The following is a 12,010-nucleotide window of genomic DNA, read 5'->3' on the forward strand; positions in this document are numbered from 1 at the left end:
ACTCATTCAGGCGCACTCCCGCCGATACTGATAATAAGCCGCACAGGCTCCCTCGGAGGAGACCATCAGCGCCCCTATCGCATTTTGCGGGGTACAGCTGCGGGCGAAAAGCGGACAATCCGCCGGCTTGCAGCGCCCGGTCAATACGTCGCCGCAGCGCGAACCCGGCTCGTCGGCCACGCGCTGCTGCCGCGGATGAAAACGGCGCTCGGCGTCAAAGTCGGCATAGGCGGGCCGCAGCTGCATACCGGATTGAGCTATTTCGCCCAACCCGCGCCATTCGCTGCTGGCCTTGATTTCAAATACCTCCCCCATCGCCTGCTGCGCCAGCAGATTACCGCTGTCCGGCACGATGCGACGGTACTGGTTTTCCACCTCGCAGCGCGCGTCGTGCAGTTGGCTCACCAGCATCAGCAATGCCTGTAAAATATCCAGCGGTTCGAAGCCGGTGACCACAAAGGGTTTATGAAAGCGATCGCACAGCGGCTGATAGGGATAAGCGCCGATCACCATGCTGACGTGCCCCGGCGCCAGAAAACCGTCGATGCGCAAATCGGGCTGTTGCAGCAGGCTCTTCAGCGTCGGAATAATGGTGATGTGCTGGCAAAACAGGGTGAAATTGCTGATGTTGCGGCGTTTGGCCTGTTGCAGCGTCAGCGCCGTGCTCGGCATGGTGGTTTCAAAGCCCAGCCCGAAAAACACCACCTGCCGCTGCGGATTTTTTTCCGCCAGCGCCAGCGCATCCAGCGGCGAATAGACGATGCGCACGTCGGCGCCATGACGGCGCGCATCCTGCAAAGAGCCATTGCGCCCCGGCACGCGCATGGCGTCGCCAAAGGTGCAGAAAATCACCTCGGGATGCGCCGCGATTTCCAGACAGGCGTCGATACGCCCCATCGGCAGTACGCAAACCGGGCAGCCCGGACCGTGAACGAACTCGATTTCCGGCGGCAGCAGCCGGTCCAGCCCGAATTTGAAAATGGCGTGGGTATGGCCGCCGCAGACCTCCATCAGCTGCAGCGGGCGTTCACGCAGTTGCGGCATATCGGCCACCAGCGCCTGAATACGCTGCAGCAGCGCTTTCGCCAGCTCGGGATCGCGGAATTCATCAACGTACTGCATAATCGGCTCCGCTCTGACGCATTTCATCCAGTTCCAGCCCCACGGCGCGCATCGACTGCAAGGCCGCCAGCGTATCCTGCGCTTCCTGTTCGTCCAGCAGGCTCATGGCGAAACCGACGTGCACCAGCACCCACTGTCCGATCAGCTCGGCAGGCGAACCTTCGCATACCAGCGCAATATTCACCGCGCGCTGCACGCCGCAAACGTCAACGTAAGCGGGCTGGTGGATATCCTCGCCCACTGAAATCACCCTGCCCGGAATGCCTAGGCACATAGCTGCGCCTCCAGCCAGCCCAGCCATTCGTCCATCCCTTCTCCGCTGCTGGCGGACAGGGCGATAACCTGAATCTCGGGGTTAACGCGGCGGGCATTGGTCACGCAGGCTTCCAGACTGAAATCCACATACGGCAACAGATCGATTTTATTGATGATCATCAATGAGGCCGCGGCGAACATATGGGGATATTTTAACGGTTTGTCTTCGCCTTCCGTCACCGATAGCACCGCGACCTTGGCCTGTTCGCCCAGATCGAACCCCGCCGGGCACACCAGATTGCCGACATTCTCGATAAACAGCAGGCTGTTGTCCGCCAGCTGCAGATGGTGCGCGGCGTCGTGCACCATCTGCGCATCCAGATGGCACCCTTTGCCGGTGTTCACCTGAATCGCGCTAACGCCGGTGGCGCGGATACGTTCGGCGTCGTTGGTGGTTTGCTGATCGCCCTCGATCACCGCACAGGAAAAGCGCTGGCCGATCTGGTTCAGCGTGGAGGTCAACAGCGTGGTTTTACCGGAGCCGGGGCTGGAAACCAGATTCAGCGCCAGGATGTTCCGCGCCTGAAAATGCTCGCGGTTATGCTGCGCCAGATGGTTATTCTTGCTCAGCACGTCCATTTCAATCTGCAGCAGACGCTGCTGCCCTACGCCCGGCGCGTGCGTTCCGGCCGCGCCCTGGCCGTAATGCAGATCCTGCTCCCTGACCTCGGGCTGAAAGGCGGCCTCGCCCTCGGCGGCGGCGCCTTTGGCCGACGGCTTCGCGCCCTTGGGCGGCAGCGCGTAATAGTGGTTATGGACATCGCCGTGATAATGGTGGTGATGGATAATCACGCAGCGGCTCTTTATTTTAGCGCCCTGATGATGGCCGTGGTGATGATCGTGTTTATGACCGTGATGGTGGTCGTGATGATGACCGTGGTCGTGGTCGTGGCCGTGATGATGGTCATGCTGATGAGAATGTTCTTCACCCTCGATTCTGCTTTCCCCTTCACCGCAACCGCATGTGGTACACATAGGGATCTCCTCCCGCTATCTCTTTTAGCGTCGTCATCCCCGCGCAGGCGGGGATCTGCTTTATTCAGCCACTCGGTGATTGAGATTCCCGCCTACGCGGGAATGACACCAAGAGGGCTTAACTATCGGTTACTCCACCGCTAACTGCTTTAGTTGCATACTGTCGCCGTCATCAACCCGCAGATTGTGGCTGCCGCACTGCGGACACCCGGCGTCATGGTTGACGATTTCCACCACGGCGCTGCACTCCCAGCACCAGGCTTTGGCCGGCCGAACCGCAACGTGCAGTTCACATCCTTCCGCCAGCGTTTGACGGCAGGCTGACTCAAAACAAAAACGCAGGGCGCTCTCCTCAATACAGGAAAGCGCGCCTATTTCCAGCCACACGGCGGTCACCCGCCGGGCATGGTGCTGACGGGCCTGCTGTTCAATCAGTTCCAGTGCGCTATAGCACATGGAAATTTCATGCATGGTGTTCACTCCGGTTTCGACTGAAGAGCGCCCGGCGGCTGATATTCTGCGGCGCATCGCCATCCCTGACGGGGAACGACAGCGCCATTTTCGCGCTCTGCTCCGCCAGGAGAACCGCCTGCTCTCCGCTCATGCCGCTGTCGATCGGCGACATCAGCGAACAGGAGAGATACTGCTTCCCGGACATCTCGCCGACGATAAACGTCACGTTGCCGCAGGGCAGCGCCAGCGCCAGACGATCGGCCAACTTTCTGACCGGCCAGACCTGTCCTGGTCCCGGCAGCACCAGCAGGGTTATCATCCACGGCGTCAGCAGACAGCCGACCCACTGCTGTTCAAACAGGGTGAAACCGCAGGCCCTGACCGGGATGCCTTGACGATAAAAAGGCAGCATCCGCATTTTTTCCCGCGCGACCTGTTCGAACATCGGCTCCAGCCAGGCCGCCGGATGTTCATCATGACGGATAGCAAGCGCGGATTCTTTGCGCTCGCCCGGCATCTGGTCCAAATCGCTTGCTTCAACTGGGTTATTCACTACATACCTCGTCATGCTCACGTTCGCTGACGGTGACGCCGCTTTGCCGCAGCGCCGCGATAATCTGCTGTAAGGCCGGCTCCAGCGCCCGCGTAACGGATGCCGTCAGGCCGATATGCACCTCCAGCGACTCCGGCTCCACCCCCACCAGCGTCAGCTTTTGCGGGAATTCTCCCGTCAGCCGCAACGCCATCAGCACATCGGATAAGCCCAACTGGTGCGGGGAAATCTTGCGGGTGAATAGCGCCGGCACTTCGTCGTCGCGCAGTACCACCAACTCCCCCGGCGCCTGCCCGGTCAGCACCGCATCCGCCACGATCAGGTGATCGCGCCCGGCCATCGCTTCCATCAGCTCCATGCCCGACGTACCGCCGTCAAGGATGTCGATTTGCGGCGCAAAGCTATAGCGCCGCTCCAGCGCCTCGATAATGCGCACGCCCACGGCTTCATCGCTCAGCAGCAGGTTGCCGATCCCCAGCACCAGTATGTTCATCACAGCACCTTGACCCTGGTCACTTCATTGCCGTTTACCGTATCCACAATATGCACCGCACAGGACATGCACGGGTCAAAGGAGTGGATGGTGCGCACCACTTCCAGCGGCTTATGGGGATCGGCAATCGGCGTTCCCACCAGCGATTGCTCATAAGGCCCGGCGACGCCCTCGAAGTTGCGCGGCCCGGAGTTCCAGGTGGAGGGAACCACCGCCTGATAGTTGGTGATTTTGCCGTTTTTAAACACGATCCAGTGCGCCAGCATGCCGCGTGGCATTTCGCCGAATCCCACGCCTCGGAACTCGGCGTCCGGCGACAGATCGGGTTTGATAAAGGTCTGGTGATCCCCGTTGCCGATATTGGTCACCAACGCCTGCCACTGCTGCGCCAGCGTATCCTTCAGCACGCCGCAGTGCACCGTACGGCCGATCACCCGGCCCAGCGTGGAGTGCAGATGTGCTATCTGCAACTGCTGGCCGGTCAGTTTGCGGTATGCCGCGCCGACCTGGGCGAAATGCGCTTCGGTCTCTTTATGTTTGGCCGCCAGACCGCACAGCAGCCAGGCCAGCGGCCCCACCTCCACGGTCTTGCCGTAGAAGGTCGGCGCCTTGACCCAGGAGTATTTGCCGTCATCCTGCCAGCCGGTATAGTTCGGGCGCGTAAGCCCTTCCCACGGCGCCAGCGGTTCGTCATCCTGATACCAGGCGTGCTTGCCGCTCTCCTTGATGCCGTCAATCAGGAAGGGATCGCTATGGCTGGTAATCGGGCGATATTTGGTAAAGTCGCCGTTTTCCAGGTAGCCCCCGGCCAGCAGGAAACCGCCGCTTTTATTATCCGTCGGCAGTTCAGGCACGCTGAGGTAGTGATCGGCGGCTTTCCCCAGACTCAGCCATTCGGGATAGTGGGCGGCAATCACCACACAGTCCACCTTATAGACCTGCTCGATAAAATCGCCCAGACGATCGATAAACGACTTCACGTACATCAGGCGTTCCAGGTTCAGTACGCTGGGCGCATCCAGATTGATCGGGTTGGCGACGCCGCCCACCGCCAGATTCTGGATATGCGGCGTTTTACCGCCGAGGATCGCCACGATACGGTTGGCGTCGCGCTGACACTCCAGCGCCTGGAGATAGTGGGCGACCGCGATCAGGTTAACCTCCGGCGGCAGCGCCATGGCCGGGTGTCCCCAATAGCCGTTGGCGAAAATGCCCAACTGGCCGCTGGCCACCAGGTCTTTCAGCTTCTGCTGCACTTTGGTGAATTCCGCCGCGTTGTTCAGCGGCCAGTCGGACAGCCCCTTCAGCAAGGCTTCGGCCTTTTGCGGATCCGCCTCCAGGGCGGAGGTGACGTCAACCCAGTCCAGCGCGGAGAGCTGATAAAAGTGCACGATATGGTCATGGATGCTGTGCGCCGCCAGGATCAGGTTACGGATATACTGGGCGTTAACCGGAACGTTCAGCTGCAGGGCATTCTCCACCGCCCGCACGGACGCGATGGCGTGCACCGTGGTGCAAACGCCGCAGATACGCTGCACTATCATCCAGGCATCGCGCGGATCCTGACCTTTTACAATCTCTTCCATCCCACGCCACATGGTGCCGGACGACCAGGCCTTAGTGACTTTCCCCTGTTCAATTTCGCAATCAATGCGCAGGTGTCCCTCAATACGGGTAATGGGATCAATGGTGATGCGTTGGCTCATGCTTTACCTCGGCCTGATAATTCTTATGAACGCCTTCCAGCGCGGGAAGTACCGGCAGCAGCCGGATTAACAAGATGTATGCACAGACTTCAATCGCCACAAAACCGATGGAGATCAGCACTTCCGACGTAGCCGGGAAGTAGTGATAACCGCCGCCGGGATTGAACGCCAGCAGGGAGTAGCTCAACCGCCACAGCGCGGCCCCGAACAGCATGCTCAGCGCCCCGATAAACAGCAGACGCGAGTCATTGCGGCAGCGTTTGAAGCGGAACAGGATCAGCGGGAAAACCATCAGCGCGATTTCGCACCAGAAGGTGACGGCGAAACGATCGGCGGTAAACAGATACCCGGTTTTGTCACGCCAGATAAGCTCGCCGAAACGCAGCACCACAAACAGCAGCAGCAGTACCTGAATGATTTGCGTCAGCCGGGCGAACAGATGCTTTTCATTCGCGGCGCGGCCTTTCAGCCCGGCCTGCACCAGCGAACCCTCAAACATCACGATGGCAAACCCCATGATGAACGCCGTCAGCAGCGATAGCAGCGGCAATAGCTCATAGCTTTGCCACAGCGGATGGACCTTAAACCCGGCGGAAATCATCAGCGACCCCATTGACGACTGGTGCATGGTGGGCAGCAGCGCGCCGAAGGCGATAATCAGGAACATCACTTTATTTAACCGCTTGAGCGATACCTTCCAGCCCATGCGCTCGCAGATCACCGGCGCGAACTCCAGCGCCATGACGCCGATATAAATCGTCATACAGACCGCGGTTTCAAACAGTACCGATGAGGTATTGAAATAGCCGGGGATAAAGAAGTACGGAATGTTCCAATAACGCCCGACGTCGATGGTGATCGACAGTCCCCCCAGCGAATAGCCGAACAGACTGGCCAACAGCGCCGGACGAACCAGCGGGTGGTATTCGCCGCGGTTAAACACATACACCGCCCAGGCCAGCGCCCAGCCGCCGCAGGCGAAACCGGTGCCCACCAGCAGGTCGAAGGCGATCCAGATGCCCCAAGGATAGCCGCCGTTCAGCGCCGCCACGGAGCCGATGCCGAAAACCAGACGTTTCACTATCAGCAGCGCGCACAGAATGACAAACGGCGCCAGCAACATCACCGGCCAGCTGACCAGACGCCCGCCTAACGGACTCGCTTTATGCGCCGTCATGATCGTTCTCCTGTTTCTTATCGGTGGGTTTGTCGTCCGCCGGATCCTGGTGATCCTGCCGGTCCGCGCGGGTATTGCGATGAACCAGCACCGACAGCCCCGCCAATACCGCCAGCGGCAGCACCATTCCTTTATACAGGGTGTGCTGGATATGCTCGGAGCGCGCGCCGGTGGAAAGCTCCGCCAGCTCAGGCAGATCAAGATTCTGATAAGGTACGCCCGCCAGCACCAGCACCTGAGTGCCGCCCGCCTCTTTTTCGCCATAGACGTGCTGGTCGTATTTCGGCACGGTATGGAGATAGGTATCCTTTTTGCTCAGCGTCTGGCGCGGATAGTGATACTCATCGCCGGCCGACAGCGACAAACGGCGTTTGGCCTCGGCCAACAGCTCTTCACGCGTGCCGAAAATGACCGCGCCGGTAGGACAGACATCCACGCAGCCCGGCAGGCCGCCCTGGTCCAGTCGTTCCAGCCCCGGCTGATTGCACAGCTCGCATTTATGCAGTTTGCCGAACGGGTTTTCGTAATCGTACTTGGGGATATTGAACGGACAGGCCACCATGCAGTAACGGCAGCCGGTGCAGATGCTGGCGTCGTAATGAACCACGCCGGTTTTGGGATCTTTCTTCAGCGCGGAAACCGGGCAAACCGATACGCAGTTGGGATCGACGCAGTGCATGCACTGCTTTTTGATATAGGCGTAGCCGTTCTCAACCTGATCCTTGTTTTTGCCGTCGCCGGAGCTCCACACCTGAATAATGTTATTGGTGTATGGGCTGAGCTTATCGTTGTTCGACCAGATGGCGTCCCCGCCGGCGTAGATTTTGCTGTCCGGATTGTAGGTCAGCTTATTGAGCTGCTGGCATTCGGTCACGCAGGCCTGGCAGCCGACGCACAGCGTGGAGTCGTACAGCATCCCCAGCGCGCCGGGAATGGGTTGTTTATTGGTTGCCGCGGCCTGACCCGCCAGGGGCGTACCGGCCAGCAACGCGCCGGCGGAGGCCAGCTTGAAAAAATTGCGTCTGTTCACGGCCTAACCCTCCCGGGGTGGGTTTCCAGCGTCCTGCTGACTTTGCTTGTGAGCCGCCGCCTGCTTTTGCTGACGCCCCAACTCACGCACGGTCATCAGGCTGACGCCGCCGACCACGCCAAGCACGCCGCCGATCAAACCCGTCGCCGTGGCTGAAATATGCCCGCCTTCAGGACTATGGACGTCGGGTTTTTCCACCCGCGGCGTGGGATTTTCCACGTTGGCTAGCTGGAAAATACCCTTGGTGAAGCCGATGCCCTTCTCGTTACAGCCATAGCAAGGGTGGCCGATGCCTACCGGCCAGATACCGCCGCCCACGTCGCAGAACTCCAGCGTCGGGCAGTTGCCGTAGGTTTCCGGCCCTTTGCAGCCCAGATGGTAGAGACACCACCCCTGACGATGCCCTTCATCGCCGAATTCCTTGGCGAAACGTCCGGCGTCGAAATGCGGGCGGCGCTCGCAGTTTTCGTGGATCAGGCGGCCGTAGGCGAACGTCGGCCGGCCCTCGCCATCCAACGCCGGCGGCCGCTGATAGGTGATGATATGCGCGACGGTGGCCAGGAAGTTGTGCGGATTCGGCGGACAGCCGGGAATATTAATCACCGTTTTCCCCGGCAGGATCTCCTGCAGGCTGACCGCGCCGGTCGGGTTGCTGCCCGCCGCCGGGACGCCGCCCCAGGCGGAACAGGAGCCGATGGCGATGATGGCGGCGGCGTGTTCGGCCGTCTCCTTGATATGATCCACTATCGGTTTGCCGGCCACCATGCAGTAGATGCCGCCGTCTTTGATGGGGATCGAACCGTCGACGACCAGTACGTATTTCCCTTTGTATTGCTCGATGGCGCGATGCTTATTCTCCTCCGCCTGTTCGCCGAACGCGGCGGAGAGCACTTCGTGATATTCCAGCGAGATGGTGTTTAACAACAGATTCTCAATGGTTGGATGCGTCGCCCGCAGCAGGGACTCGGTACAGCCGGTACACTCCTGCGCGCCGATCCAGATAACCGGCGGGCGCTGCGTGGAACCGATTGACCGGGCGATTTCCGCCACGGCGGAATCCGCCAACCCCATCGACGCCGCCAGTGCTGCACATAACTTCATAAAATCACGACGATTAACGCCGTGATGGGAAAGCATTAAATTTTCCCCACTCATTTTTTATTATTCTCCTGTAACCCGAACGGAGGAACACACAATATGTGTGGGGTTATGGTAATGAGTAAGCTAAGTTAACAGACTTGATCTTCATCAATCGGCGGGACAATAGATTTCTTATTTCTGTTATAACTGTGACTTTATACGCATAGCATCTATTTAAAAGGACATGGCAGTCGTTTAAATGAGAAATAATCGCAATAACCCGCGAGGGATTATCATGATATTTATTTTTAATTGGCTAAATCGATTAGTCACCGGACGTAATCTTTTAATTTATTATTTAAAACATGCTGATATAGAAAGATTTTTTAACAATCCCTTATTATCTCTATTTGTTATTCTCTACGGCGTATATGGTTTTTTTTTGCACCCTGAAATTAACAATTAATATTAATTACTTTAGATTTTTTAGTTTAAAAATAAATCCTGACGCCGCAGATTTTCAATCCAGCTAACAGGAAATCCCCTTATAACCTGATAATCCACACAATAAATAGCGCTAATATTGGTTAGTGAATGGCGAATAAAAACGGCACGGCACGGCACGGCACCCATCAATAGCTGAAAGAGTAAACAAAAAGGCAGCGACGGTATCAGCCGTGCTGCCTGGAGCGAAAAAAACAGCGCCGTTTTCAGGCCGGGTTATTGAATGCCCTGACTGCGCAGATAATCTTCGTAGTTGCCGGTGAAGTCGATGACTCTATTCGGCGTCATCTCCAGAATACGGGTCGCCAACGAACTGACGAACTCGCGATCGTGAGAAACGAACAGCAGCGTGCCCTGGTACATTTCCAGCGCCATGTTCAGCGACTCGATGGACTCCATATCCAGGTGGTTGGTCGGTTCATCCATCACCAGAATGTTCGGGCGCTGCATCATCAGTTTGCCAAATAGCATGCGGCCCTTTTCGCCGCCCGACAGCACTTTGACCTTCTTCCTGATATCATCCTGGCTGAACAGCAAACGGCCCAGCACGCTGCGCACCGCCTGTTCATCATCCCTTTCCTGCTTCCACTGGCTCATCCAGTCGAATACCGTCAGCGCGTCATCAAACTCGTATTCATGATCCTGGGCGTAATAGCCGATCTTGACATTTTCCGACCATTTCACGCCGCCGCTATCCGGCGGGAGATCGCCGACCAGCGTTTTCAGCAGCGTCGATTTACCGATGCCGTTGGTCCCTAAAATCGCGACCTTTTCACCCACTTCCACCATCAGATTCAATTTGCTGAACAGCGGTGCGCCATCAAACCCTTTCGCCAGCGCCTCCACTTCCAGCGCGTTACGGAACAGTTTCTTATCCTGGTCGAAGCGAATAAACGGGTTCTGGCGGCTGGAAGCCTTCACCTCTTCCAGCTGGATTTTATCAATCTGCCGGGCGCGGGAGGTCGCCTGTTTGGATTTAGAGGCGTTGGCGCTAAAACGGCTGACGAAAGACTGCAGCTCGGAAATCTGCGCTTTTTTCTTGGCGTTGTCCGCCAGCAGACGTTCACGCGACTGGGTGGCGGCGGTCATGTATTCGTCATAGTTGCCGGGATAAATACGCAGTTCGCCGTAGTCCAGGTCCGCCATATGGGTACACACCATATTCAGAAAGTGACGGTCGTGGGAAATGATGATCATGGTGCTGTTACGATCGTTCAGCACCTGCTCCAGCCAGCGGATGGTGTCGATATCCAGGTTGTTGGTCGGTTCATCCAGCAGCAGAATATCCGGATCGGCGAACAGCGCCTGCGCCAGCAGCACGCGCAGTTTCCAGCCCGGCGCCACTTCGCTCATCGGGCCGTAGTGCTGTTCCACGGGAATGCCGACGCCCAGCAGCAGTTCGCCGGCGCGGGCTTCCGCGCTGTAACCGTCCATCTCGCCGTACTGCACTTCCAGATCGGCCACTTTATAGCCGTCCGCTTCGCTCATTTCGGCCAGCGCATAGATACGATCGCGTTCTTCTTTTACCGTCCACAGCTCGGCATGGCCCATGATCACCGTGTCCAGCACGCTGTATTTTTCAAACGCGAACTGATCCTGGCGCAGTTTCCCCAGGCGTTCATTAGGATCGAGGAAAACGTTGCCGGCGCTCGGCGCCAAATCGCCGCCGAGGATTTTCATAAAGGTGGATTTGCCGCAGCCATTCGCGCCGATCAAACCGTAACGGTTACCGCCGCCAAATTTAACGGAAATGTTCTCAAACAACGGCTTGCTGCCGAACTGCATGGTGATATTGTTGGTACTTAACACAGCACTTACTCAAGTCAAAATGTGATATGGCACGCATTATGCCACAAGATAGCCGCATAATCGCGGTTAGTCCGGCGCGAAAACAGTAAGACATAGTTTATGCCCGGAATAGGCGGCGGTTTTACGGGACGATGTTTCTACCGCATAGCGCTTATTGACGGGGCGCCGCAGGTGTAAGTGCCGTTGCCGCAAGAAATGATCTTTATTTAGGAGCCGGAATGAAAACGCTGTATGAATTACATCATCCCCCGCACCTGCGTTTAAGCATCCAGGATGAGAACGACGCCGCCGCGCTCTTCGCGCTGATTCAGGCGGAAAAGCCCCGCCTGCGCCGTACGTTGCCCTGGCCCGATTCGGTAAAACAGATCAATGACACGCTAAACACCATCAAAACCAATCGGGATGAGTTTTTCGCCGGCGCCGCCGCGGTCTATGTCATTCGCTGGGACGGCATTATCGCCGGCATCGTTTCGTTCAATACCATCCGGGACCAGGAAGGGGTGATTGGTTACTGGATTGGCGAAAAATTTGAAGGCAAAGGCGTGGTTTCACAGGCGGTCGGCACCATGATAAAAGCCTATATCGACGCCGGGATCGTTAAGCGCTGCGTGATAAAAGCCTCGGTGGAAAACGCGCGCAGCAATGCGCTGGCGCGGCGTCTGGGATTTGCTTTTTATCGCATCGAAAAAGGGGGAGAAAAGCTTGGCGATCGGCGCATCGATCAGAATATTTACCGCTATCATCCCTGATATCGCCTGCCGTCGACCTCCCGGTTAAAAGACGAGGCCCTGAT

12 protein-coding genes are annotated in these 12,010 nt (G+C 57.7%); 1 reads left to right on the top strand and 11 read right to left on the bottom strand.

Annotated elements, in window-relative coordinates; translation table 11 throughout:
- Positions 1-6: 6 nt before the first annotated feature.
- From hypD to MFP24_RS19140, 11 genes are all read right to left on the bottom strand, one after another.
- Complete coding sequence (gene hypD, locus MFP24_RS19090) at positions 7-1,122, bottom strand: hydrogenase formation protein HypD (RefSeq protein WP_249231865.1); 1,116 nt, start codon at positions 1,120-1,122, stop codon at positions 7-9.
- Complete coding sequence (gene hybG / locus MFP24_RS19095) at positions 1,109-1,396, bottom strand: hydrogenase maturation factor HybG (RefSeq protein WP_249231866.1); 288 nt, start codon at positions 1,394-1,396, stop codon at positions 1,109-1,111. The genes hypD and hybG overlap by 14 nt, the downstream gene beginning before the upstream one ends.
- Positions 1,387-2,412: a hydrogenase nickel incorporation protein HypB gene (gene hypB / locus MFP24_RS19100; RefSeq protein WP_249231867.1), complete on the bottom strand. Its 1,026-nt coding sequence runs from the start codon at positions 2,410-2,412 to the stop codon at positions 1,387-1,389. The genes hybG and hypB overlap by 10 nt, the downstream gene beginning before the upstream one ends.
- A gap of 129 nt (positions 2,413-2,541) precedes the next feature.
- Positions 2,542-2,883, bottom strand: a complete 342-nt coding sequence (gene hypA, locus MFP24_RS19105; protein WP_009112102.1) for a hydrogenase maturation nickel metallochaperone HypA — start codon at positions 2,881-2,883, stop codon at positions 2,542-2,544.
- A complete protein-coding gene (gene hybE / locus MFP24_RS19110) occupies positions 2,876-3,382 on the bottom strand; it encodes a hydrogenase-2 assembly chaperone (RefSeq protein ID WP_249232172.1) in 507 nt (168 codons plus the stop codon). The genes hypA and hybE overlap by 8 nt, the downstream gene beginning before the upstream one ends.
- A gap of 28 nt (positions 3,383-3,410) precedes the next feature.
- Positions 3,411-3,911 carry a HyaD/HybD family hydrogenase maturation endopeptidase gene (locus MFP24_RS19115; protein WP_249231868.1) on the bottom strand — a complete coding sequence of 167 codons (501 nt, stop codon included), beginning with the start codon at positions 3,909-3,911 and terminating at the stop codon, positions 3,411-3,413.
- Positions 3,911-5,617 (bottom strand): hydrogenase 2 large subunit, encoded by a 1,707-nt coding sequence (hybC, locus tag MFP24_RS19120; protein ID WP_249231869.1) that lies wholly within the window; start codon positions 5,615-5,617, stop codon positions 3,911-3,913. The genes MFP24_RS19115 and hybC overlap by 1 nt, the downstream gene beginning before the upstream one ends.
- The gene (gene hybB, locus MFP24_RS19125) at positions 5,595-6,794 is read right to left on the bottom strand and encodes a Ni/Fe-hydrogenase cytochrome b subunit (RefSeq protein WP_249231870.1); all 1,200 of its coding nucleotides are present in this window, start codon (positions 6,792-6,794) and stop codon (positions 5,595-5,597) included. The genes hybC and hybB overlap by 23 nt, the downstream gene beginning before the upstream one ends.
- Positions 6,781-7,824, bottom strand: coding sequence for a hydrogenase 2 operon protein HybA (gene hybA / locus MFP24_RS19130; RefSeq protein ID WP_249231871.1), 1,044 nt, complete (start codon positions 7,822-7,824; stop codon positions 6,781-6,783). The genes hybB and hybA overlap by 14 nt, the downstream gene beginning before the upstream one ends.
- 3 nt (positions 7,825-7,827) lie before the next feature.
- The gene (gene hybO / locus MFP24_RS19135) at positions 7,828-8,979 is read right to left on the bottom strand and encodes a hydrogenase 2 small subunit (protein WP_249231872.1); all 1,152 of its coding nucleotides are present in this window, start codon (positions 8,977-8,979) and stop codon (positions 7,828-7,830) included.
- A 645-nt stretch (positions 8,980-9,624) separates the two neighbouring features.
- Complete coding sequence (locus tag MFP24_RS19140; RefSeq protein WP_249231873.1) at positions 9,625-11,217, bottom strand: ABC-F family ATPase; 1,593 nt, start codon at positions 11,215-11,217, stop codon at positions 9,625-9,627.
- Between the two features lie 218 nt (positions 11,218-11,435).
- Here MFP24_RS19140 and MFP24_RS19145 point away from each other — a divergent pair, with 218 nt between their 5' ends.
- A complete protein-coding gene (locus MFP24_RS19145; protein ID WP_249231874.1) occupies positions 11,436-11,966 on the top strand; it encodes a GNAT family N-acetyltransferase in 531 nt (176 codons plus the stop codon).
- Positions 11,967-12,010: the final 44 nt, after the last annotated feature.

The sequence above is a fragment of the Brenneria tiliae genome (assembly GCF_023347575.1).
In the GTDB taxonomy this organism is placed as follows: Bacteria; Pseudomonadota; Gammaproteobacteria; order Enterobacterales; family Enterobacteriaceae; genus Brenneria; species Brenneria corticis.